Here is a 23691-nt window from a genome sequence, read left to right on the forward strand (position 1 = left end):
GGTAATCTCCCGGCATGTCCACACCTCACGTGCAGCGCATGTCCCGACTCATGGCCAAGACCCTCCGCGAGGACCCGGCCGACGCCGAAACCCTCAGCCACCGGCTGCTGGTCCGCGCCGGCTACGTCCGGCGCACCTCGGCGGGCGTGTGGACGTGGCTGCCGCTCGGCAAGCGGGTCCTGGACAACGTCTCGCGCGTCGTCCGCGAGGAGATGGACGCCATCGGGGCCCAGGAGGTGCTCCTCCCCGCGCTGTTGCCGAAGGAGCCGTACGAGGTCAGCGGGCGCTGGTCGGAGTACGGGGACCTGCTGTTCCGGCTCAGGGACCGCAAGGGCGCGGACTACCTGCTCGGCCCCACCCACGAGGAGATCTTCACCCTGGTGGTGAAGGACCAGTGCACCTCGTACAAGGACCTGCCGGTCATGCTCTACCAGATCCAGACCAAGTACCGGGACGAGGCGCGGCCGCGGTCGGGAGTGCTGCGCGGGCGCGAGTTCCAGATGAAGGACTCGTACTCCTTCGACGTGTCCGACGAGGGGCTGGCGCAGTCGTACGCCCTGCACCGCGCCGCCTACCAGCGCATCTTCACCCGGCTCGGGCTGGACCACCGGATCGTGTCGGCCGTGTCGGGGGCGATGGGCGGCTCGGCGTCCGAGGAGTTCCTCGCGCCCGCGGAGGCCGGCGAGGACACCTTCGCGGACTGCCCCGCCTGCGACTACGCGGCGAACACCGAGGCGGTGACCTTCGGCCTGGCCCCGGTCGCCGGCGACCACGGCCCCGTGGAGGAGCTGGACACCCCCGAGACCCCGACGATCGAGTCCCTGGCGGCGCTACTCGGCGTCCCGGCCTCGGCGACCCTGAAGAACCTGCTGGTCAAGGTGGACGGGGAGATCGTGGCCGTCGGCGTCCCGGGCGATCGCGAGGTCGACCTCGGCAAGCTGGGCGAACACCTGGCCCCGGCGGCCGTCGAGCTCGTGACGGCCGAGGACTTCGAGGGCCGGCCCGATCTCGTACGGGGCTACGTGGGCCCGCAGGGCCTGGACAAGGTCCGCTACCTGGCCGATCCCCGGGTGGCGCCGGGTTCGGCGTGGGTCACGGGCGCCAACAAGGCCGACACCCACGCGCGCAACGTGGTCTGCGGGCGGGACTTCGAGGTGGACCGGTACCTGGACGTGGTGGTGGTGGAGCCGGGCGACCCCTGCCCGTCCTGCGGGGCGGGCCTGCGACTGGACCGCGCGATCGAGATCGGCCACATCTTCCAGCTGGGCCGCAAGTACGCCGACGCCTTCGGCCTGGACGTGCTGGGCAGGGAGGGCAAGCCGGTGCGGGTGACGATGGGCTCGTACGGCATCGGCGTCTCACGGGCGGTGGCGGCGCTGGCCGAGCAGACGGCGGACGAGCGAGGCCTGTCCTGGCCGGCGGCCGTGGCTCCGGCCGATGTCCACGTGGTGGCCGCGGGCAAGGCCGTGCCGCTGGCGCTGGCCGAGCAGGCGGCGTCGGCCCTCGGGGAGGCGGGGCTGCGGGTCCTGCTGGACGACCGTCCCGGGCTGTCGCCCGGCGTGAAGCTGACGGACGCGGAGCTGATCGGCGTGCCGTGGATCCTGGTCGCGGGCCGTCGCTCGGCCGAGGGCGTGGTCGAACTCCAACACCGCGCGACGGGCCACCGCGAGGACCTCCCCCTCACCGAGGCCCTCACCCGCCTGACCAACCGCCCTTGACCCACCCCGAGCCTCCCGCCGGGGGTACCGGGCCCGGCTCAGGGACCGGGGCTCCGCCCCGGGACCACCGCCTCAATCGCCGGCGGGGCTGAATGCATGGGGCTCCGCCCCGGACACCGCGCATTGGGTGCGGGCTGCCCTGGGCTTGCCGCCTGGGGCCGGGTGCGGCTCAAGAATCGGGGCTCCGCCCCGGACCCCGCGCCTCAATCGCCGGCGGGGCTGGTTTGGCCCGGACGGGCTGGATGGGCGGGGCTCCGCCCCGGGCCCGGCGTATCGCCGTGGGTCGTGGGTGTGGGCTGCCGTGTGCCTGTCGGGTGCGGCTCAAGGATCGGGGCTCCGCCCCGGACCCCGCGCCTCAAACGCCGGCGGGGCTGGATTGGTCCCAGACGGGGTGGATGGGTCCGGCGGGGCTGAGATTGGCCCCCGGCCGGGGTGGATGGGTGCGGAGGGGCTGGATTGGCCGCCGGGCGGGGTGGATTGGTCTGCGGACGGGGTGGATGGGTCCGGAGGGGCTGGTTTGGCTGGGCTGGGGTGTGGACGGGCTGGCCGAGGCGGGTTGCCGCGTAGCGGCGAGCCGGACTTCGGGCGGCCGCGGGTTCCGGGCTGGGCCGGGGTTTTCGGGCCGTGGCCGGGCCCTTGCGGCACGCAGTCGGGGGACCATCCAGCCCCGCCGGCGTTTGAGGCGCGGGGTCTGGGGCGGAGCCCCAGGTCTTTGAGCCGCGCCGGCGATTGAGGCGCGGGTCCGGGCGGAGCCCGGTTTCGGGAAGGGGCGGGGTGGGGGAGAGCCCCGCGCAGCGGGCCACGCCTAGGCGCGTGGATCGTCCCGGTCCTGCTGCGGCGGCGGCGCCCCGTCCAGGGCCAGGTCGACGGCCGGAGCCGGCGCCCCGGCATCAGCCGGAGAGGCCACGGCCGAGCCCGGGCCCGCAGCCGGGGTGTCCGACGGGGCCGGGACCGCGGACAGTGGGCCCGGGCCGGGAGGGGTAGGGGCTTCGCCCGGAGCCCGGGTGTCCGACGGGGCCGGGGCCGCGGACAGTGGGCCCGGGCCGGGCGGGGCCGGGGCACCGGGGGCCGAGGCTGGGGGTTCGCCCGGGGCCGGGGTGTCCGGGGCGGCCGGGGCCGCGGGCAGCGAGGCCGGAGCGGACGGGGCGGCCGCAAGGGCCGGGGATTCGGCGGCGGACGGGGTGGCCGCAAGGGCTGGGGATTCGGCGGCGGACGGGGTGGCCGCAGGGGTGGACGGGGTCGGGGCTTCGCCCAGGGGCGGGGCTTCCGCGGCGGGCGGGGCGGTCGCAGCGGGCGGTGGCGTGGGGGCCGCTCGTTCCAGGAAGCGGAGGAGTTCCACCGGGAAGGGGAGGACCAGCGTCGAGTTCTTCTCCGCGGCCACCGCGATCACGGTCTGGAGCAACCGCAACTGCAGCGCGGCCGGCTGCTCCGACATCACCCCCGCGGCCTCGGCGAGCTTGTGCGAGGCCTGGAGCTCGGCATCCGCGTTGATGACCCGCGCCCGCCGCTCCCGGTCCGCCTCCGCCTGCCGCGCCATCGACCGCTTCATCGTCTCCGGCAGGGACACGTCCTTGATCTCGACCCGGTCGATCTGCACGCCCCACCCCACCGCAGGACTGTCGATCATCAGCTCCAGCCCCTGGTTGAGCATCTCCCGGTTGGACAGCAGATCGTCCAGGTCCGACTTGCCGATGATCGACCGCAGCGAGGTCTGCGCCATCTGCGAGACGGCGAACCGGTAGTCCTCCACCGCCACGATCGCGTTCGCCGGGTCGACGACCTTGAAGTACACGACCGCGTCCACCCGGACCGTGACGTTGTCCCGGGTGATGCCCTCCTGGGCCGGCACCGGCAGCGTCACGATCTGCATGTTGACCTTCCGCAGCCGGTCGACCACCGGAACGATCACGGTGAAACCGGGCCCCCGGATGTCGTTCCGCAGCCGGCCGAGGCGGAACACCAAGCCCCGCTCGTACTGCTTCACCACGCGCGCGGCGGCGCCCACATACACCGCGACACCGGCCGCGGCGGCGATTCCCGCTGTCAGGAGTTCTTCGACCATGAGGGCGACCCCCTGCCGGACATAGCCGGACATGCCTATCACCTACGGTATGCCCTACAACCAGGCGGCGAACTCCAGCAACAGCTCCGCATCCCGGCGCCGCCCGGCGGCCAGCGCCCGGTGCCCGGACTCCACCGCCCGGAACACCGTCCAGCCCCGCAGCCGGTCCCGGTCCACCTCCAGGGCGTCGGCCAGCCGGTTCACCCGGCGCCGGGCGCCCGCGGCCCCCGCCGAGGTGGCCACCTGGTCCTCCAGCCGGTCCCGGGCCAGCCGCGCCAGGTCGTACGCCCGCTCGCCGACGACCGGTTCCGGACCCACCGTCAGCCACGGTGCGCGCTCGCCCGCGAGGACCTTGCCCTGCCGGAAGTTGCCGTGCAGCAGCAGTTCCTCCGGCGGCGCCGCGACCAGCTCCTCGCGCATGGCCAGAGCCGTGTCGGCCAGCGCCCGGACCTCCGCCGGGGCCGCCCGCAGCACCGCCGACTGCCGCTCCGTCCGCTCGGCCACCGTCTCCCAGACGTGCCCGGCCGGCGGTGCCACCCACAGCCTGCGCAGCGTGCCGCCGGCCTCCAGCAGCGCCTTGGCGTCCGGCAGCGACCGCAGCGACACCTCCGGGTGCAGCCGCTCCAGCAGCAGCGCCCCGTCCTCCTCGTGGTAGCGCGAGTCGAGGACCCGTACCGCCCCGAAGCCGCCCCAGTGCGCCAGGGCGGCCAGTTCCCGGTCCGGCCGGGCGCGCGGCGGAGCCAGTTTCAGCGCGGCCGGGGTCCCGTCGGCGTACTGGACGAGGACGACCAGACTGCTGCGGCCGCCCGGGGCCTGCACCCGCTGGGACCGCACCTCGCGCCGGGACAGCGCAGCCTCGGTGAGCCCCGGCAACTGCTCCAGCCACTCCGCGTCCTGCGCCGATTCCGGCATCTCGCCGAGCGCCCGTACAAGCCGCTGCGGCGGTTCGAAAGCCATGCGTGCGTGGTCCCTTTCAGCTGTGCCGGGCCCGTTTCGCCACTTCAGCGCTTTTCGGTGAGCCCAGGGAAGGCTACGCCGACACCGCGCCAGCGTGCCGCGCGCACGGCCGCGGCGCTCAGCGCGTCGGCCGCCTCACGGCGCAGCGGACCCTCCGCCGCACGCACCAGATCGGAGTACGCGCCCGCCACCCGGTCCTCGATCTCGGCGGCCAGCCGCTCCGCGTCGGCGGCGCCGCGCACCTCGAAGGGCAGGGCGTACGCGGCCTCCGCGGGCCGCGGCGCGCCGCCCAGCTCCCGTACCGTCCGGGCCAGCGAGTCCCGTCGCGCGAGGTGGCCGCCGTAGGCCTCCCGGGCCTCGGTCGCGCGGGCCCCGGCGGTCCGGGCGCCGATCACCCCGTAGCCGTACGCGGCCGCGTGCTCGGCGGCGAGCGCGGCCTGGGCGGCCTCCAGGGCCCGGCCGGCGGGCGAGGGTTCGGGCTTCACGGCGTGGCTCCGGGGGTCGAGGCGAGCAGGTACGCGTGGACGGCTCCGCAGGCGGCCACCGAGGCCAGCATCCGGGCCAGCTCTCCCGGCGCCCCGGCCAGGTCGATGGTCCGGGCCTCCGACAGGCTCCGCTCGGCGTCCGCGAGGGCGGTCAGGGCCTCGGCGGGCTTCGGCGCCACCGGCTCCGCGCCCGGCGCGGGGGCGGCCGCGCCCGCACCGCCGGACGGGGAGGCGGAAGCCGCCGGGGACGGAGCGTCGGAAGGGCTGAGGGAGAAGGCCGCCGCGTGCGCGGCGACGGCGGCGCGCAGCGGCGCGAGCCGCGCCGCCAGCGCCGGATGGGCGGCGGCCGTGGCGTCGTAGCGCTCCAGCAGCCGCGCACTGTCACGAACGGCCGCTTCCCGCATCCGCCGTTCGAGTGGAATCCCGGTGTCAGTGCCGGGCGAACCGGCGTCGGAGCACCCCGCGAGCAGCACGGATCCGGCCGCTCCGGCCGCTCCGGCGAGCAGGCTCCTGCGCGAGGGCCTCGATGGCAGAGTCCAGGGCACGGCGACGTCCTCGGGGGTGATGGCGGGGCAGGTGTGATCACCGTACCCGGGGCCCCGTCCACAGGGCGGACGGCAACACCCTCCGCGACCGGATACCCTTTGACCTGACGCACGACGGAAACCACAACAGCACACGCGGCCGAGGAGTCACCCGGATGAGCACCACCCAGAGCGACAGGCTGCGCGGACTGCTGGAGCCGCTCGTCGCCGCCAAGGGCCTGGACCTCGAGGAGATCGAGCTGTCCAAGGCGGGCAAGCGCCGGATGCTGCGGATCATCGTGGACTCCGATGAGGGTGTGGAGCTGGACGCGTGCGCCGAGCTGAGCCGTGAGGTCTCCGACCAGCTCGACGAATCCGACGTGATGGGCGAGGACGAGTACGTCCTCGAAGTCAGCTCCCCCGGCGCGGACCGCCCCCTCAGCGAGCACCGCCACTACGTACGGGCGACGGGCCGCCTCGTGAAGTTCCAGTTGGCGGAGGGCGGGGAACTGATCGCCCGCATCCTCGACGTCGACGACGAGGGAATGGACCTCGAGGTCCCGGGCGTGAAGGGCCGCAAGGCGACCGCCCGCCGCATTGCTTTCACCGACATCGCCAAGGCGCGTGTCGAGATCGAGTTCAGCCGCAAGGACAAGAAGGAAGAGGAGGCGTAGCCGTGGACATCGACATGAGTGCCCTGCGGGGTCTGGTCCGGGAGAAGGAGATCTCCTTCGACCTGCTCGTCGAGGCGATCGAGTCGGCCCTCCTCATCGCGTACCACCGGACCGAGGGGAGCTTCCGCCGCGCCCGCGTCGTGCTGGACCGCACCAACGGTCACGTGGTCGTGTGGGCGACGGAAGACCCGAGGGACCTCGAAGAGGGCCAGGAGCCCAAGGAGTTCGACGACACCCCGTCGGACTTCGGGCGCATCGCCGCGACGACCGCCAAGCAGGTGATCCTGCAGCGTCTGCGCGATGCCGAGGACGACCTGACCTTCGGCGAGTTCGCCGGCCGGGAGGGCGATGTCATCACCGGCGTCGTCCAGCAGGGCAAGGACCCCAAGAACGTCCTCGTCGACATCGGCAAGCTGGAGGCCATCCTGCCGGTGCAGGAGCAGGTCCCCGGCGAGGAGTACACCCACGGGCTGCGCCTGAAGGCGTACGTCGTGCGGGTGGCGAAGGGTGTCCGCGGTCCGTCCGTGACGCTTTCGCGCACCCACCCGAACCTGGTGAAGAAGCTCTTCGCGCTGGAGGTCCCGGAGATCGCGGACGGCAGCGTCGAGATCTCGGCGATCGCCCGTGAGGCCGGTCACCGCACCAAGATCGCCGTCCGGTCCACCCGCTCGGGCCTCAACCCGAAGGGCGCCTGCATCGGCCCGATGGGCAGCCGAGTGCGCAATGTCATGGCCGAGCTGCACGGCGAGAAGATCGACATCGTCGACTGGTCGGACGACCCGGCGGAGATGGTCGCCAACGCGCTGTCACCCGCCCGGGTGAGCAAGGTCGAGGTCGTGGACTGGGACACCCGGTCCGCGCGGGTGACCGTGCCCGACTACCAGCTGTCGCTGGCCATCGGCAAGGAGGGCCAGAACGCCCGCCTCGCCGCGCGGCTCACCGGCTGGCGCATCGACATCCGTCCCGACACCGAGGCGTCCCCGGACGCCGACGCGGACCGCGACGGGGAATAAACCGGTACCGCCCGGGGTTGCCCGGGCGGTAGACAGGGACCACACGACGGCCGTACCACCGGCCGGTGGATCACCACAACACAACAGCCGTTCGATTTTCGCCCGGAACTTGTCGGGGGAGGGTCGGTGCGGGGAGGTAGACTTAGGCGTGTCTGGCCGGACGCAAGCCCGCGCATGCCCCGAACGCACCTGTGTGGGGTGTCGGGAGCGAGCGGCCAAGAGCGATCTGCTGCGCATCGTGGCGGTCGAGGACGAATGCGTCCCCGATCCACGCGGTACGCTGCCCGGCCGGGGTGCATATGTGCACCCTGCCGTGGTCTGTCTCGACCAGGCGGTCCGCCGCCGGGCGTTCCCCCGGGCCCTCAGGTCCGCCGGAGCGCTCGACACGACGGAACTGCGCAACGCCCTGGCCCCCGAGGCCGAGGCGACACCGTAAGAAGTAGTACGGCACGGATACCCCGTGCGGTCAGGTACCTCGCGAGTTGGAAGTAGGTCGAGATTGCGATGAGCACTCGATGAGTACGCGATGAGTACGCCCATGAAGTAGCGACGGTCCGGCGTAACCCGGACCTAAAAGGAGCGAAGTGGCTAAGGTCCGGGTATACGAACTCGCCAAGGAGTTCGGGGTGGAGAGCAAGGTCGTCATGGCCAAGCTCCAAGAACTCGGTGAATTCGTCCGTTCGGCGTCCTCGACGATCGAGGCGCCGGTTGTACGCAAGTTGACTGACGCACTGCAGGGGCCCGGCGGCAACGCCGGCAAGTCCGCTGCCAAGCCCGGCGCGCCCCGCAAGGCCGCGCCCGCCAAGCCCGCAGCGCCCTCCCCGGCCGCTGCGGCACGTCCTGCTGCCCCGAAGCCCGGCGCACCGGCCCCCAAGCCGGCCGCCGCAGAGGCTCCGGCCGTCAGCGCCCCGGTGACTCCGGCCGCATCCGGCCCGCGTCCCGGCCCGAAGGCTCCGGCCGCCCCGAAGCCCGCTCCGGCGGCTCCCGTGGCGACCGAGTTCTCCGCGCCTCCGGCGGCTCCCGCCGCCCCGGCGCGCACCGAGCGTCCCGCTGCCGCCCCCGGTCCCCGTCCGGCGCAGCAGCGTCCGGCCGCCCAGGGTGGTCAGCCCGGCGCCCGTCCCGGCGCCCCGCGTCCGGCCGGCGCCACCCCCGGCGCCCAGGCCCCGCGCCCGGCCGGTGCTCAGTCCCCGCGCCCCCAGGGCGCACGTCCGGCGGGTCCCCGCCCGGGCAACAACCCCTTCACCTCCGGCGGCTCGACCGGCATGGCGCGCCCGCAGGCGCCCCGTCCGGCCGGCGCTCCCCGTCCCGGTGCCCCCGGCGCCGGTGGCGGCCAGGGTGCTCCCCGTCCGCAGGGCGGCCCCGGCGGCGCCCCGCGTCCGCAGGGCCAGGGCGCAGGCCGTCCGACCCCCGGCGGCATGCCCCGTCCGCAGGGCGGCGCTCCGCGTCCCGGTGGTGCTCCCGGTGGTAACCGTCCGAACCCGGGCATGATGCCGCAGCGTCCCGCTGCCGGTGGTCCCGGTCCCCGTCCCGGTGGCGGCCCCGGTGGCCGTGGTCCCGGTGCGGGCGGTCCGCGTCCCGGTGGCGCCGGTCGTCCCGCGGGCGGCGGCTTCGCCGGCCGTCCGGCCGGTCCGGGCTCGCGTCCCGGCGGCGGTGGCGGCTTCGGCGGCCCGCGTCCCGGTGGCGGCGGCTTCGGCGGCGGTCCGGCCGGTGCCGGTGGCGGCGGTCGTCCCGGCTTCGGCGGGCGTCCCGGTGGTCCCGGTGCCCGTGGTGGCACGCAGGGTGCCTTCGGCCGTCCCGGCGGTCCGGCCCGTCGCGGCCGCAAGTCGAAGCGTCAGAGGCGCCAGGAGTACGAGGCCATGCAGGCCCCGTCCGTCGGCGGCGTGATGCTGCCCCGCGGCAACGGCGAGACCGTTCGCCTGTCGCGCGGTGCGTCCCTCACCGACTTCGCGGAGAAGATCAACGCCAACCCGGCGTCGCTGGTCGCGGTCATGATGAACCTCGGCGAGATGGTCACTGCCACGCAGTCCGTCTCCGACGAGACGCTCGAGATGCTGGCCGGCGAGATGAACTACACGGTTCAGATCGTCAGCCCGGAGGAAGAGGACCGCGAGCTCCTCGAGGGCTTCGACATCGAGTTCGGCGAGGACGAGGGCGGCGAGGAATACCTCATGCCGCGTCCGCCGGTCGTGACCGTCATGGGTCACGTCGACCACGGTAAGACCCGACTGCTCGACGCCATCCGCAAGACGAACGTCGTTGCGGGCGAGGCCGGTGGCATCACGCAGCACATCGGTGCGTACCAGGTCGGTACCGAGGTCAACGGTGAAGAGCGCAAGATCACCTTCATCGACACCCCGGGTCACGAGGCGTTCACCGCCATGCGTGCCCGTGGTGCCAAGTCGACCGACATCGCGATCCTCGTGGTCGCGGCCAACGACGGCGTCATGCCGCAGACGATCGAGGCGCTCAACCACGCCAAGGCCGCCGGCGTCCCGATCGTCGTCGCGGTCAACAAGATCGACGTCGAAGGCGCCGACCCGGTCAAGGTGCGCGGTCAGCTCACCGAGTTCGGTCTGGTCGCCGAGGAGTACGGCGGCGACACGATGTTCGTCGACATCTCCGCCAAGCAGGGTCTGCACATCGACTCCCTGCTCGAGGCCGTCGTCCTCACCGCCGACGCCTCGCTCGACCTGCGCGCCAACCCGGAGCAGGACGCTCAGGGTATTGCGATCGAGTCCCACCTCGACCGCGGCCGCGGTGCCGTTGCCACCGTCCTCGTCCAGCGCGGTACCCTCCGCGTCGGCGACACGATGGTCGTGGGCGATGCCTACGGCCGCGTGCGCGCCATGCTCGACGACAAGGGCAACAACGTCGAGGAAGCGGGTCCGTCGACCCCCGTCCTGGTCCTGGGTCTCACCAACGTCCCCGGCGCCGGCGACAACTTCCTCGTCGTCGACGAGGACCGTACGGCCCGTCAGATCGCCGAGAAGCGTGCTGCGCGTGAGCGCAACGCCAACTTCGCCAAGCGCGTCCGTCGTGTGTCCCTCGAGGACCTCGACTCCGTGCTCAAGGCCGGTCTGGTCCAGGAACTCAACCTCATCATCAAGGGCGACGCGTCCGGTGCGGTCGAGGCTCTCGAGTCCTCGCTGCTCCAGCTCGACGTCGGTGAAGAGGTCGACATCCGGGTCCTGCACCGCGGTGTGGGTGCGGTCACCGAGTCCGACATCTCGCTGGCGATGGGCTCCGACGCCATCGTCATCGGTTACAACGTCCGTGCGGCCGGCCGTGCCGCGCAGATGGCGGACCGCGAGGGCGTCGACGTCCGCTACTACTCGGTGATCTACCAGGCCATCGAGGAGATCGAGGCGGCCCTGAAGGGTCTCCTCAAGCCGGAGTACGAAGAGGTCGAGCTCGGTACGGCGGAGGTCCGCGAGATCTTCCGCTCGTCCAAGCTGGGCAACATCGCCGGTGTCCTCATCCGGTCCGGCGAGGTCAAGCGCAACACCAAGGCGCGGCTCCTGCGCGATGGCAAGGTCATCGCCGAGAACCTCACCATCTCCGGTCTGCGCCGCTTCAAGGACGACGTCACCGAGATCCGCGAAGGCTTCGAGGGCGGTATCAACCTCGGCAGCTACAACGACATCAAGATCGACGACGTCATCGCGACGTACGAGATGCGCGAGAAGCCCCGCGCGTAAGCGCGAGGCGGTTCGCACCGTGTCGTAACTCGTAACACCGGGGCCGGTCGGCGGAATATCCGTCGATCGGCCCCGGCCGTTGCGTGTACGGTTCTGATGACCCGGCCGCACGGCGGACGGGTGATCCTGACGGGCGACGGTCCGGCAGGCCATCGAACCCGCACCGGCGGGACATCCGGAACTGCATGTACGTGGGGACTCTGTCCTTCGATCTGCTCCTCGGCGACGTCCACTCGCTGAAGGAGAAACGCTCCGTCGTCCGGCCCATCGTCGCCGAGCTCCAACGCAAGTTCTCCGTGAGCGCGGCCGAAGTGGGCGACCAGGACCTGCACCGCAGGGCCCGTATAGGGGTCGCTCTGGTGAGTGGGGACGCGGGGTTCCTCTCGGACGTACTGGACCGCTGTGAGCGGCTGGTCGCGGCGCGTCCGGAAGTGGAGCTGCTGTCCGTACGACGGCGCCTCCACGGTGATGAAGACTGATTGCTTGTCTGCAAGAAAAGAAGGAGACGGACCAGTGGCCGACAATGCGCGGGCGAAGAAGCTGGCGGACCTCATCCGGGAGGTGGTGGCGGAGAAGCTGCAGCGCGGTGTCAAGGACCCCCGCCTCGGTACGCACGTGACCATCACGGACACCCGGGTCACCGGCGACCTGCGGGAGGCCACGGTCTTCTACACGGTCTACGGGGACGACGAGGACCGGGCCAGCGCGGCAGCGGGCCTGGAGAGCGCCAAGGGCGTACTGCGCTCCGCGGTCGGCCGGGCGGCGGGGACCAAGTTCACGCCCACCCTGACCTTCGTCGCGGACGCCCTCCCGGAGAACGCCAAGACCATCGAGGACCTCCTCGAAAAGGCGCGGACCTCCGACGCCCAGGTCCGTGAGGTCTCCTCGGGTGCCAAGTACGCCGGCGATGCCGACCCGTACAAGAAGCCCGACGAGGACGCCGACGACTCGGACGAGGACGCAGCCGCGGAATGAGCAGCAACGCAGGGAAGACTCCGGACGGCTTGGTCATCGTCGACAAGCCGTCCGGCTTCACTTCGCACGACGTGGTCGCCAAGATGCGCGGGATCGCCAAGACCCGCCGCGTCGGCCACGCCGGCACGCTCGACCCGATGGCGACGGGCGTGCTGGTCCTGGGCGTCGAGAAGGCCACCAAGCTCCTCGGCCACCTCGCGCTCACGGAGAAGGAGTACCTCGGCACGATCCGCCTGGGCCAGAACACCCTGACGGACGACGCCGAAGGCGAGATCACCTCTTCCACGGACGCCGCCGGGGTCACCCGGGAGGCCGTGGACGCGGGCATCGCCAAGCTGTCCGGCGAGATCATGCAGGTCCCGTCCAAGGTCAGCGCCATCAAGATCAAGGGCGTGCGCTCCTACAAGCGCGCCCGAGACGGCGAGGACTTCGAGATCCCGGCCCGCCCGGTGACCGTCTCCTCGTTCCAGGTGTACGACATGCGCGAGGCGGAGGCCGAGGACGGCACCAAGGTCGTCGACCTGGTCGTCTCCGTCGTCTGCTCCAGCGGTACGTACATCCGCGCCCTGGCCCGTGACCTCGGCGCCGACCTGGGCGTCGGCGGGCACCTCACCGCGCTGCGGCGCACCCGGGTGGGCCCGTACAAGATCGACCGGGCGCGCACGCTGGACCAGCTCCAGGAGGAGCTGACCGTCATGCCGATCGGCGAGGCGGCGGCCGCGGCCTTCCCGCGCTGGGACCTGGACGCCCGGCGCGCCTCGCTGCTCGCCAACGGCGTGCGGATCGAGATGCCCGACGCGTACGAGCCCGGCCGGACCGTGGCGGTCTTCGGACCGGAGGGAACGCTGCTCGGGCTCGTGGAGAGCAAGGGCGGCAAGGCCAAGTCCCTCGCGGTCTTCGTCTGACCCAGCGCCGGTCCGTCCGCCGCCGGTCCGTCCGCCGCCGGTCCGTCGGCTGCCGGTCCGTCGGCTGCCGGTCCGTCGGCTGCCGGTCCGTCGGCTGCCGGTCCGTCGGCTGCCGTGCGGCGGTCGTCGTTGACGTTGACGTGGAGCGGTGAGCGCACCTCCATCGGCGCTCACCGCTCCACGACCCCCCTCGGGTAGGTCTCTATCCATCCGGAGCCCCTAATTCACCCGTCCGAGCAGGCGCTCGGAGTGAATGGAGGGAGCGTAAGGGGGCGCTTTCGCCTCACGTGCTGTTCTCGCTGATCTTCACCTGCCTACCGTCGTGGTCACGGGGCGTTGCGGGGGAGTGGTGCGGCCATGGCGGAGCTCGTCACAATCTGCGATCTCGCCGGTCGGGCGCGCGGCAGCGGGTTCGTCGCCGACGACCGCGGGACGGTGGTCACCAGCCATGAGGCGGTCGACGGGCTGAGCCGCGTGGTGCTGCGCGCGCCGGGGGCGGCCGGCCGGACCTGGCTGGCCGAGGCGGGTGACGTGACCGCCCTGCCGGAGCTCGCGCTGGCGCTCGTACGGACCGACGGGCTCGGGCTGCGTCCGCTGCCGGTGGCCGTGCGCGAGGCCATCTCCCCGGGGACGTACGTACGGCTGCCCGCGCGGGGGTGGCGTCAGGCGCGGGTGCTCGGGGGCGCCGAGGTCACCTACCAGGCGGGCACGGCGGGCGGCCCGCACGCCGTGCCCGTGCGGGCCGCGGTGGAGCTGGCGATCGGAACGGACGGGCGGGACGCGCTGAGCGAAGGCGGGGAGGCCTGCGGTGGCCCGGTCCTCGACGCGGGGACGGGGGCGGTGCTCGCGGTCCTGGGCACCGCTCTGCGGGCGGAGCACCGCTCCGGCGGCTTCGCGGTCGCCCTGCGCGCGGCGGCCGTCGCCGACCCGTCCGGTCCGCTGGCCGCCCTGCTGGAACGCAACGCCGCGACCGTGCCCGCGTACGGGCCGGACCTGAACCTCGCCGGAGTCCTGGAGCTGACCGGGGCCACCGTGGGCGCGGCCCTTCCCCCGCCCGGGGCCGAGGCCGGCTGCGAGGCCGGCTGCGAGGCCGGCTGCGAGCCGGTGGAGCGGCCGGGGGTCGCGGCCGAACTGGAGGCGTTCACGGCCGGGGACCGCCTCGTCCTCGGCCTGGTCGGCGAGCCGGGCACCGGCCGCACCACCGCGCTGGCGGCCCTCGCGGTACGCCGGGCCGGCGGGGCCCGCCCCGCCCCGACGCTGTGGCTGCGCGGTGCCGACCTGACGGCCGCGGACACCTCGCTGGCCGACGCGGTGACGCGGGCCCTCACCGCCGCCGCGACCCGCACCGTCACCACCGCGGGCCCGCCGAACAGGCCGCTCGAGCCGGCGGGGCCGGCGGGGCCGGCGGGGCCGGCCGCGTGGCCGGGGTCAGCCACGGCGTGCGGGCCGGCCGGGGCGCCCGGGTCGACGGCAGCGTCGGCTTGGTGTGTGCCGTGTGCTTCGTCTGCGTCGGCTGGGGCTTCCGTGCCGTCTGCTTGGCCTGCGTCGGATGGGGCGCCTGGGTCGGGGGGTCAGCCGCCTGTGGGGGCCGGGTGGGGCGGGGTGTCGGGGCCGTGTGCTTCGTCCGCGTCGGCTGGGGCTTCCGCGCCGTCTGCTCGGCCCGCGTCGGACGGGGGGCTCGGGCCGGGGATGCAGGACGTACGGGCCGGGTGGGGCGGGGTGTCGGGGCCGTGTGCTTCGTCTGCGTCGGCTGGGGCTTCCGTGCCGTCTGCTCGGCCCGCGTCGGACGGGGGGCTCGGGTCGCGGATGCAGGACGTACGGGCCGGGTGGGGTGGTGCGGCGGGGGCGTCCGTGTGGTCTGCGCTGCCTGGGCCGGCGGCGGACCCCGGGCCGTCCACGTGGTCGGGGCCGTCTGTGGCGGCCGGGACTTCGGCGCCCTCTGCCGGGCCCGCGTCGGCCGGGGCGCCCGGGCCGGGGGCCCAGCCCGTGTCGCCCGGGTCGGGTGGGGCGGCGGGGCCGGGGACCCGGCACGCATCGCCCCGGTCGGGTGGGGCGGCCGGGCCGGGGGCCCGGCACGTATCGCCCGGGTCGGCCGGGCCGGGGGCTCAGCCCGTATGGCCCGGGTCGGACGGGGCGGCGGGGTCGGCTGCGTGGTTCTTGTTGTCCGGGGCGGCCGCGGTTTCGGTGCCGGCCCCGGCGTTCGTGGCGGGCGCCGCGTCCGGGGCGCCGACCAGCCGGCCGGTGGCGGCCGGGGCGGACGTGTCCGCGGGGCTGCGCGGGGAGGGCGCGGGTCCCGCCCCCGCCGATGCCGGTCACGTGGCGCGGGTGGCCGCGGCGGCCGGGCGGGAGCTGCTCGTCGTGCTCGATGCGCCCGAGGAGATGCCGCCGGAGCTCGCGCACCGCCTGGGGGCCTGGACCGAGGCGACCGCGCAGTGGCTGCGCGCGACGGGAGCGCGGCTGGCCGTCGCCGCTCGGCCCGAGCACTGGGAGCGGGCCGGCGCCCTGTTCCCGCCCGAGGTGCTGCACACGCCCGCCCGCCCGGCCCGGCGGATGCCGCCCGCCCTGCCGCTCGGCGACCTCACCGCCGCCGAGGCCGAGGCCGTGCGGGCCCGCCTGGGTGTACCCGAGGGCGCCGTCCGGGCCACCGACGCCCGCCACCCGCTCACCCTGCGCCTCCTCGCCGGGATCCGCGCCGCCGGGGTCACGGCCGGCCGCCCCGGCCGCGACGAGGTCTTCGCCGCCCACCTGGACCTGCTGTGCCTGCGCGCCGCGGTCCGCATCGCCGCCGACCACGCCGCCGGTAGCCGGGTGCACGGCCCCGGAGTGCGGCGGCTCGCCGCACGTGTGGCAGGCAGGATCCACGAGGCCGCCCGGCGCTGTCTGGGGCCGGGTCAGGGGGCCCTCGCCCGGAGCGACTTCGAGGAGCTCTTCCCGTGGCGCACCGGCTGGGCCTCCGCCGTGCTCGCCGAACGGCTGCTGGTGCCCGCCGGACCCGGCTACCGATTCGCCCACGAGGAGCTGGCCGACTGGATCCAGGCCTTCCACCTGGATGTCCCGACCGCCCTGGACTGCCTCGTCCACCGGCCCGCCAGGTCCGGCCTCCCCGTGCCCCGGCACCGGATCGGGCCCGTCCTGGAGGCCCTGCGCAGACTGCCCGCCGAGAGCCTGCGCGGCGAGCTGGAGCGCCTGGTCCACCGCCTGGGCGCCTTCGCCGAGGACGGGCCCGGCGCCACCGGACCCGACCGGATCTGGTGGGCCGCCCGGCTGTTGCGCGAAACCCTGCTGCGGGCGCCCGACGCCCACCCCCACCTCCCCGTCCTGCACGCCCTCGCCGAGCACGTGGCCCGCGCCGGCCCCGACGGGTTCGGGGGCCGGTTCTGGAACCGGCTGCGGCTGCCCGAGTCCGACCGCCTCGACCTCCTGCGCCATCTGCTGCCCGCCGACCCCGCCGACGCGGTCCCGGGCGAGCGCTACCTCGACGCCGCGGCCCGCCGGCTCGCCCGGGACCCCCGGCTCGCGCAGCCCCTGCTCTGCGCGTGGTTCTCCGACGGGCGGCGGCTGCGCGGCCGGCCCGGGGCCACCGTCGCGACCGCCGCGCAGGCCCTGCTGCACACCCACCGGCGGCTCGCCGTCGACGACCTGACCGAGGCGCTCGTCACCGCCGCGCACCCCCGCGCCGACGAGCTGCTCGCCGTACTCGCCGAGGAGGAGCCCTCCGCGATGTGCCGGGCCGTGGACCGCTGGGCCCACGACGAACGGCCCGGGCGGCGGGTCGCGGCCGCCGCGTACGGCCTCGCCACCGCCGCGCACGTGCGCACCCCCGCCGACCGCGAGTTGCTGCGCTACGCCGCCCAGGCCCTGCTGGCCCGCCCCGCCGACGCGGCCCTGCACGGCAGCGCCCTGGCGACGCTGCTGCGCGACCCACAGGTGCGCGGCCGCTACCTGCCCGACGCCCTCGCCTGCTTCCGCGCCCCCGACCACGGCGCCCGGCTGCCCGCGGCCGCGCTGGTCGCGGCCCTGCCCGTACTGCCCGACCCGGACGCGGTGTTCGACGCGCTGCGGGCCCGGGCCGACGGGGAGGTGCTGCGCGCCCTGGCCGCGCTGACCACGCCGGGTCTCGCCCGGCGCGCCGGGGACCTCGTACGCGAACACCTCGCGCGCCGCCCCGAGGACGCCCCGCACGCGGCCGCCTTCGTCGACCGGCGCCTCGAGCAGGGCCCGGCCGCGGGCCCGGTGCTGCGCCCGCTGGTCCAGGACCTGCTGCGGTCCGCCCCGGCGGCGGTACGGGCCGAGCTGGCCGCCGTACTGGCCGCGCCGGGCGGCGAGCCCTCGTACGCGCTGCGCGGGGAGCTGGCCGACGTACTGCTGCGCAAGGAGACCGACCGGCGGGTGCTCGACGCGTTCCTGGGGGCGGTCGCGGCGGGGGCCGCCGCGCGCCCGGAGGAGCGGACGCGGGAGCTGCTGCGGCGCACCGGCCGGCAGCTGCTCGGGGCACCGGGCGGGCCCGCGGTGTTCGAGCGCCGGACGGTGGAGCTGGCCCGGTCCGAGCCGGCCTTCGGGGCGCTCGTGGCGCGGTGGCTGGCGCAGGCGGGGGCGGAGGCGGCGGCCCTGCTGGGCCCGAGCGCGCGGCGGACCGTGGAGACCCTGAGCAGGGCGGCTCCGGACGTGACGTGAGGCGGGGCCGCGACGACGCGGGCGTGCCCGTCCCAGCCGGACGCCGATGCGGGCCCGCGGGCACCGGCATGGCAGTCTTAGACCTGTAATCGGCAATCAGTACAAGGCCTACACGGGTTCGGGCGAGGAGCGGTCACAGTGCAGCGCTGGCGTGGCTTGGAGGACATCCCCCAGGACTGGGGACGCAGCGTCGTCACCATCGGCTCCTACGACGGTGTGCACCGGGGTCATCAGCTGATCATCGGACGCGCCGTGGCCAAGGCGCGCGAGCTCGGCGTCCCGTCCGTCGTCGTCACCTTCAGCCCGCATCCGAGCGAGGTCGTCCGCCCCGGCAGCCACCCGCCGATCCTGGCCCCCTACGACCGGCGCGCCGAACTGATGGCCGGGCTGGGGGTGGACGCGCTGCTGATCCTGCCCTTCACGGCGGAGTTCTCGCAGCTCTCCCCGGCCGACTTCATCGTGAAGGTGCTCGTCGACAAGCTGCACGCACGGGCGGTCATCGAGGGCCCCAACTTCCGCTTCGGCCACCGGGCCGCCGGGAACGTGGACTTCCTGCGCGAGCTGGGCGGCACCTACGACTACGAGGTCGAGGTGGTGGACCTCGTCGAGCGCGGCGAGGCGGGCGGCGGCGTGCCGTTCTCCTCGACCCTGGCCCGCAGGCTGGTGGCCGAGGGGGACATGGACGGCGCGGCCGAGATCCTCGGGCGTCCGCACCGGGTCGAGGGCGTGGTCGTGCGCGGTGCGCAGCGCGGGCGCGAGCTCGGGTACCCGACGGCGAACGTCGAGACGGCGCCGCACACCGCGATCCCGGCGGACGGGGTGTACGCGGGCTGGCTGACGGCCGACGGGGAGCGGATGCCCGCGGCGATCTCGGTGGGCACGAACGTGCAGTTCGACGCGACCGAGCGGACCGTGGAGGCGTACGCGATCGACCGGATCGGGCTGGACCTGTACGGGCAGCACGTCGCCGTCGACTTCCTCGCGTACGTGCGGGGGATGGCCAGGTTCGAGTCGCTGGACGGGCTGCTGGAGGCGATCGCGGACGACGTGAAGCGGGCGCGGGTGCTGACGGACGCGTACGACTCGGCGCGCTGACGGCAGGCCGGGGTGACCGGCTCGCAGAGACAGGCGAGGGCCCGTACCACCCCGGTGTCCGGGGCGGTACGGGCCCTTCCTGCTGTCGGCCGCTGTCGGCCGGTCAGCCGAGGCGCGGGTCCCGCGGCGGCTGCTGGGGCTGCGGCGGCGGGGCTGCCGGGGGCTGCTGGGGCTGCTGCCAGGGCTGGCCCGGCTGCGGGTAGGGCTGGGCGTACGGCTGCTGCGGCTGCGGCTGCGGGTACGGAGGCTGCGCCTGGGGCTGGCCGTACGGGGGCGGCTGCTGCTGCGGGTGGGGCTGGGGGTGCTGCTGGTGCTGCTGGTGCGGGGCTCCCCAGTGGCCCTGCGGGGCCTGCTGTTGGGCCCGCAGGAAGTCCTCCGCCACGAGGGCGGACAGGTTGAAGTAGGCCTCGCGGGTCTTGGGCCGCATCATGTCGAGGTCGACCTCGGCGCCGGCCGCGAGGTGTTCGTCGAACGGCACGACGACGACGCCGCGGCAGCGGGTCTCGAAGTGCTGCACGATGTCCTCGATCTTGATCATCTTGGCGGTCTCGCGGACCCCCGAGATGACGGTGAGGGAGCGCGAGACGAGGTCGGCGTACCCGTGGGCGGAGAGCCAGTCGAGGGTGGTGCTGGCGCTGCTCGCGCCGTCCACGGACGGGGTCGAGATGATGATCAGCTGATCGGCCAGGTCCAGGACCCCGCGCATGGCGGAGTACAGCAGGCCGGTGCCCGAGTCGGTGAGGATGATCGGGTACTGGCGGCCGAGCGTCTCGATGACGCGGCGGTAGTCCTCGTCGTTGAACGTCGTCGAGACGGCCGGGTCCACGTCGTTGGCGATGATCTCCAGTCCGGAGGGCGCCTGCGAGGTGAACCGGCGGATGTCCATGTACGAGTTCAGGTACGGGATCGCCTGGACCAGGTCGCGGATCGTGGCCCCGGTCTCGCGGCGCACCCGGCGGCCGAGCGTTCCGGCGTCGGGGTTCGCGTCGATGGCCAGGATCTTGTCCTGGCGCTCGGTGGCGAGGGTGGCGCCGAGGGCGGTGGTCGTCGTGGTCTTGCCGACGCCGCCCTTGAGGCTGATGACGGCGATGCGGTAGCAGGACATGACCGGGGTGCGGATCAGGTCCAGCTTGCGCTGGCGCTCCGCTTCGGCCGCCTTGCCGCCGAAGCGGAAGCGGCCGCCGGCGCCGCCGCCGTTGTTGCTGCTCTTGGGCTTCTGCTTGTTGCGCAGCAGGCGGTCCGAGGACAGCTCCACGGCGGCCGTGTAGCCGAGCGGCGCCCCGCCGCCGGGGGCCTGGCCCGAGTACCGGGCGTCGTGCGGCTGCGGGGGCTGCGGCTGCGGCTGGTGCTGCTGAGGTCCGGTGGGCCACTGGGCGCCGGAGCGGGGGTCGTGCTGCGGCACCGGGCCCGGAGCGGCCGGAGCCGGGCCGGGGGCCGGAGCCGGCGGCTGGAACGGGTAGGCGTCATGGGCCGGGAACGCGGGCGGCGGCGCCTGCGGCGGGACACCGGGTCCCCCGAACGGGTTCTCCGCTCCGGCGTGCGGTACGTCCGTAGGGCTGACCGGCGCGGCCTGCTCCCCGGCGGGCACGGCGTCGGCCGCGGCCGGCGCGGGGGCCTCTGCCCCGACCGGGGGCAGGGCCGGAGCCGGGTAGGCCGGGGGCCCGACCGGCGCGGGCGCCTCGACGGGCGCCGGCGCGTGGAGCTCGGCCGCCGGCGGCGGAGGCAGGTCCGGAGCCGGGTGCGCGGGAGCGCCGGCCTCGGACGGCGGGAGCGCCGGGGCGCGGTACGCGGGCGCTTCGATGCGGGCCGGGTTCTCCGCCGGTGCGGGAGGAGCCGGGGCCGGGGGCACCGGCGCCGGGGGAGCCGCCGGTGCGGACGCCTCGGCCCGGTACGCGGGCGGCTCGAGCCGTGCGGGGAACTCGGCTGGCGGGGTGGGCGCCTCGGGCTCGGACGACGGGAGCGCCTCGGCCCGGTACGCGGGCGGCTCGAGCCGTGCGGGGAATTCGGCTGCCGGGGCGGGCGCCTCGGGTTCGGCCGGCGGGAGCGCCTCGGCCCGGTACGCGGGCGGCTCGAGCCGTGCGGGGAATTCGGCCGCCGGGGCGGGCGCCTCGGGCTCGGCCGGCGGGAGCGCCTCGGCCCGGAACGCCGGAACCTCGACCGCGGGCAGCGGCGGAGCCGGGAAGGCCGGTCCCGCGTCGGCCGGAGCCGGGAATGCCGGTCCCGCGTCGGCCGGAGCCGGGAAGGCCGGTCCCGCGTCGGCCGGAGCCGGGGGCTCGGCCGGGGTCTGGGCCCGCGCCGGCGACGGGGCGGGCGGGCCCGCGTCGTCCGACGGGGGCCGCGGCGCCGGCGGAGCCATCCGCATCGTCGGGGGCGAGGCCACGTCCGACGGGCGGTGGGGCTCGAAACCGCTGCCCTCGGGCAGCCCCGGTACCTGCGCGGCGGGAGCCGCACCCTGCGTGTACCAGGCCGGCGGGGTGTAGTCGATGGTGAACTCGCCCGTCAGCTCGGGCTCCGCGTCGGACTGATCGTCCGTCGGGACGTCCCACGTCCCGCCGCGCCTCTCGTTCCGATCGCCGCTCACTGGTCCTCCTGGTCTGTCGAACACTGGTCCGGCGCCCACCTCCGCGCCGCGCCCACGCTCAGCCTAATCGCGGCCCGGTACGGTGTCCGCCCCCGTCTGCCCTGCCCGCGCTCAGTCGATGCGGCGGGCCGCGCCCAGCAGGCCCGTCTCCGCTTCCGTCCCCTGCGTCAACACGAACTGCCGGTCCCGTGGCGTGCACCACAGGGTCACCCCGTCGCCCAGCGTCGGCAGGGAATCCACCGCGGGCCGCGGCAGGCCCATCAGCCGGCCGATCTGCTCCGCCTCGTCCGGCGACACCCGCTGCACGCCCACCAGCGAGGACTGCTGGAGCAACCGCGGAGCCGTCGGGCTCAGATAGGGCAGCAGCGTCAGCACCGACTGCCAGGGTCCGGCCACCACGCGCCCGCGCGGCGGCCGCATCCCGCAGTCCCGGATCACCAGCACCGGGCTGCCCGCCGACGCCCCCTGCGGGGGCACCCGGCCCACGTCGTGCAGGGTCACGCACTGCTGCCCGCCACCCGCCGCCTGGGCCAGCCCGGACCACACCTGCCCGCGCCCGGTCTCCACCGCCACCCGCGCGCCCGTGGCCGCCGCGCGCAGCGCCAGCACCTGCGCCGTCCACAGGCCGCCGATGAGCGTGACCTCGTACGGGGTCGGCCGGTTGACGCCGAGCACCGCCGACCGCCCCTCGGCGTCCACCCCGATGACGACCCCGTCGTCCCCGAGGGGCAGTGCGAGGCGGTCGAGGTCCACGGCCGCCACCACGTGGCGCTCGCGCCGCGGGCCGACCAGTCCGAAACCGCCCCTCATCGCGCGCCTCCCAGCGGCAGCGAGGCCAACAGCCCCGGCACCTGTTCCCGGTCGAGCCGGACCAGCCCGGTCTTCACACCCCGTGCCGTCCGCTCCAACTCGCGCCGCGCGGCGACCAGTTCCTCGTCGCTGCGGCCCGTCACCCGGACGTGCCCGGTCAGGGTCACGCCCTGGCGCTCCGCCGGGGCCAGCGTCAGGCTGAAGGTGGTCGCGAGGGCCGGCAGCGAGGTCAGCAGCGCCACGAACTGCGGCAGCGGCGCCGCCCCCGCGCCGCCCAGCTGCGGCCAGCGGCCTATCCAGTACGTGGTGTGCCGCCGGTCGTCGCACCGCCAGGTCCGCGGGGTCTCCTGCGTCCGCCGTCCCGTGCCGGCCGACCGCCCGGCCTGCGTGATGGCCATCGGGTTCGCACACGAGGAGGTGGCCAGGGCCGCCGTGAGCTCCTGCTCGGTCAGCACACCCGCCGTGAACCCGGCCCCGGCCAGCCGGCTCGCCAGCTGGTCGGCCGCCCGCACCAGGCACCGCTGGGCACCCGCCAGGCCGCCGCCGCGCGCGGTGACCGCCTCGGGGCACAGCTCCGGGTCGAGCTTGAGCGCGATCCAGGTGAGCCGCACCGCCGGAGTGCCGGTACGGGCCTGCAGCGGCGCGTAGTTGCGCGTGGCCATCGACTGGGCGGGCAGGTGCGGGGCCGGCGCGGGCTGGGTGTGCTGCACCAGCTGCGCGGACTCCAGCCGGATGCCGTCCACTTCGAGGATGTCCCGTACGAGGGCCAGCGGAAGCGGCCGCGCCGCCCGGTCGGGCCGCAGCGCGGTGGCGTCGGTGTCCACCTGGAGGACCGCGGTGAGGAAGGTGCCGTCGCCGATCATGCCGACCGGCCGCCGGTCGCGGTCGCTGAACGTCAGGGTGCGCAGGGCCGGATCGGCCTCGACGAGCGGGGCCAGCCCGGGCTCCGTGCCCGCGGGCACGGTGAGGGACGCGGCCCGGCGCTGCCGCGCGCGCAGGGCGAGCGCGCCGCTGATCCATTCCGGCAGGGAGCGCTGGTGCCGGCGTACGACCGCGAGCGTCACCAGGACGAGCGCGGGAGCAACGGCGGGCACCAGCAGCACCGGTTCGACCACCCAGGCCACCAGCAGGACGGCAGCGGCCACTTGGAGCAGGACGAGCTGTTGCAATCGGAACGGGCCGAAGCGCCCGGGGCTGGACTTCGGATGCGGTGCCACCCCGCCGCGCGCGGGTGCGGCAGCGCCGGTCTGCGGCTGCGTCGCCGTGGCCATCACTCGCGCACTTCCCCTTCCCGGGACCAGACCCCCGTCGGTTCCGGCACGGCGCGACGGCAGCCGCGCGGCCCCGGAATCTCCCCAATCCACCCCAACAAGCCCTGATTACCCCGGTGTGGAAGGCGCTGAGCGGCAACCTCACCCTACCCGGCCCCTGCATACCGTCGGTCAAGAGGCATAGTAGGTGCCCGGTCCGACGAACGAGGCCCGGGGACCGTACTCACCGACCGGGCCGTGCGGGGAGAA

General features: G+C 74.9%; 17 protein-coding genes. 10 read left to right on the forward strand and 7 right to left on the reverse strand.

Annotation, left to right across the window (positions count from 1 at the left end):
• The first annotated feature begins 14 nt into the window (after positions 1-14).
• Positions 15-1718, forward strand: a complete 1704-nt coding sequence (locus AB0D66_RS16115; protein WP_362302731.1) for a proline--tRNA ligase — start codon at positions 15-17, stop codon at positions 1716-1718.
• Between the two features lie 805 nt (positions 1719-2523).
• On the opposite strand, the gene AB0D66_RS16120 is transcribed toward AB0D66_RS16115, so the two are convergent.
• From AB0D66_RS16120 to AB0D66_RS16135, 4 genes are read right to left on the reverse strand one after another with little or no spacing between them, the layout of a single operon-like run.
• Entirely contained in the window at positions 2524-3780 is a 1257-nt protein-coding gene (locus AB0D66_RS16120; RefSeq protein ID WP_362302835.1) for an SPFH domain-containing protein, read from the reverse strand.
• 54 nt (positions 3781-3834) lie between these two features.
• Positions 3835-4737, reverse strand: a complete 903-nt coding sequence (locus tag AB0D66_RS16125; protein WP_362302734.1) for an aminoglycoside phosphotransferase family protein — start codon at positions 4735-4737, stop codon at positions 3835-3837.
• Positions 4738-4781: 44 nt separating this feature from the next.
• Complete coding sequence (locus tag AB0D66_RS16130) at positions 4782-5222, reverse strand: ferritin-like domain-containing protein (protein ID WP_362302737.1); 441 nt, start codon at positions 5220-5222, stop codon at positions 4782-4784.
• A complete protein-coding gene (locus tag AB0D66_RS16135; RefSeq protein ID WP_362302740.1) occupies positions 5219-5767 on the reverse strand; it encodes a hypothetical protein in 549 nt (182 codons plus the stop codon). The genes AB0D66_RS16130 and AB0D66_RS16135 overlap by 4 nt, the downstream gene beginning before the upstream one ends.
• A 155-nt stretch (positions 5768-5922) precedes the next feature.
• Here AB0D66_RS16135 and rimP point away from each other — a divergent pair, with 155 nt between their 5' ends.
• The 9 genes from rimP (at position 5923) to AB0D66_RS16180 (ending at position 18780) form a co-directional block, all read left to right on the forward strand.
• Positions 5923-6420 (forward strand): ribosome maturation factor RimP, encoded by a 498-nt coding sequence (gene rimP, locus AB0D66_RS16140; RefSeq protein WP_362302743.1) that lies wholly within the window; start codon positions 5923-5925, stop codon positions 6418-6420.
• Between the two features lie 2 nt (positions 6421-6422).
• Positions 6423-7433, forward strand: a complete 1011-nt coding sequence (gene nusA, locus AB0D66_RS16145; RefSeq protein WP_362302746.1) for a transcription termination factor NusA — start codon at positions 6423-6425, stop codon at positions 7431-7433.
• A 148-nt stretch (positions 7434-7581) separates the two neighbouring features.
• The gene (locus AB0D66_RS16150; RefSeq protein WP_361753503.1) at positions 7582-7869 is read left to right on the forward strand and encodes a YlxR family protein; all 288 of its coding nucleotides are present in this window, start codon (positions 7582-7584) and stop codon (positions 7867-7869) included.
• 148 nt (positions 7870-8017) lie between these two features.
• A complete protein-coding gene (gene infB / locus AB0D66_RS16155) occupies positions 8018-11131 on the forward strand; it encodes a translation initiation factor IF-2 (protein ID WP_362302751.1) in 3114 nt (1037 codons plus the stop codon).
• A gap of 185 nt (positions 11132-11316) precedes the next feature.
• A complete protein-coding gene (locus tag AB0D66_RS16160; RefSeq protein WP_030651158.1) occupies positions 11317-11610 on the forward strand; it encodes a DUF503 domain-containing protein in 294 nt (97 codons plus the stop codon).
• Positions 11611-11644: 34 nt separating this feature from the next.
• Positions 11645-12106 carry a 30S ribosome-binding factor RbfA gene (gene rbfA / locus AB0D66_RS16165; protein ID WP_362302754.1) on the forward strand — a complete coding sequence of 154 codons (462 nt, stop codon included), beginning with the start codon at positions 11645-11647 and terminating at the stop codon, positions 12104-12106.
• Positions 12103-13011, forward strand: a complete 909-nt coding sequence (gene truB / locus AB0D66_RS16170) for a tRNA pseudouridine(55) synthase TruB (protein ID WP_362302757.1) — start codon at positions 12103-12105, stop codon at positions 13009-13011. Before rbfA ends, truB begins: the two co-directional genes overlap by 4 nt.
• A 357-nt stretch (positions 13012-13368) precedes the next feature.
• A complete protein-coding gene (locus AB0D66_RS16175; protein WP_362302760.1) occupies positions 13369-17685 on the forward strand; it encodes a hypothetical protein in 4317 nt (1438 codons plus the stop codon).
• A 138-nt stretch (positions 17686-17823) separates the two neighbouring features.
• The gene (locus tag AB0D66_RS16180; protein WP_362302763.1) at positions 17824-18780 is read left to right on the forward strand and encodes a bifunctional riboflavin kinase/FAD synthetase; all 957 of its coding nucleotides are present in this window, start codon (positions 17824-17826) and stop codon (positions 18778-18780) included.
• 103 nt (positions 18781-18883) lie between these two features.
• Here the strand turns inward: AB0D66_RS16180 and AB0D66_RS16185 are convergent, their stop codons facing one another.
• From AB0D66_RS16185 to eccE, 3 genes are all read right to left on the reverse strand, one after another.
• Complete coding sequence (locus AB0D66_RS16185) at positions 18884-21361, reverse strand: SCO5717 family growth-regulating ATPase (RefSeq protein WP_362302765.1); 2478 nt, start codon at positions 21359-21361, stop codon at positions 18884-18886.
• 111 nt (positions 21362-21472) lie between these two features.
• Complete coding sequence (locus tag AB0D66_RS16190; RefSeq protein ID WP_362302768.1) at positions 21473-22171, reverse strand: hypothetical protein; 699 nt, start codon at positions 22169-22171, stop codon at positions 21473-21475.
• A complete protein-coding gene (gene eccE / locus AB0D66_RS16195) occupies positions 22168-23442 on the reverse strand; it encodes a type VII secretion protein EccE (RefSeq protein ID WP_362302770.1) in 1275 nt (424 codons plus the stop codon). Before eccE ends, AB0D66_RS16190 begins: the two co-directional genes overlap by 4 nt.
• Between the last annotated feature and the right edge of the window lie 249 nt (positions 23443-23691).

It is taken from the genome of Streptomyces sp. NPDC048270, from assembly GCF_040652335.1.
GTDB lineage: Bacteria > Actinomycetota > Actinomycetes > Streptomycetales > Streptomycetaceae > Streptomyces.

Coding starts and splice junctions, on each gene's coding strand:
- AB0D66_RS16190 (WP_362302768.1), bottom strand. CDS start 22,171: ATGAGGGGCGGTTTCGGACTGGTCGGCCCGCGGCGCGAGCGCCACGTG.
- AB0D66_RS16125 (WP_362302734.1), bottom strand. CDS start 4,737: ATGGCTTTCGAACCGCCGCAGCGGCTTGTACGGGCGCTCGGCGAGATG.
- AB0D66_RS16175 (WP_362302760.1), top strand. CDS start 13,369: ATGGCGGAGCTCGTCACAATCTGCGATCTCGCCGGTCGGGCGCGCGGC.
- eccE (WP_362302770.1), bottom strand. CDS start 23,442: ATGGCCACGGCGACGCAGCCGCAGACCGGCGCTGCCGCACCCGCGCGC.
- AB0D66_RS16160 (WP_030651158.1), top strand. CDS start 11,317: ATGTACGTGGGGACTCTGTCCTTCGATCTGCTCCTCGGCGACGTCCAC.
- truB (WP_362302757.1), top strand. CDS start 12,103: ATGAGCAGCAACGCAGGGAAGACTCCGGACGGCTTGGTCATCGTCGAC.
- AB0D66_RS16120 (WP_362302835.1), bottom strand. CDS start 3,780: ATGGTCGAAGAACTCCTGACAGCGGGAATCGCCGCCGCGGCCGGTGTC.
- rimP (WP_362302743.1), top strand. CDS start 5,923: ATGAGCACCACCCAGAGCGACAGGCTGCGCGGACTGCTGGAGCCGCTC.
- AB0D66_RS16115 (WP_362302731.1), top strand. CDS start 15: ATGTCCACACCTCACGTGCAGCGCATGTCCCGACTCATGGCCAAGACC.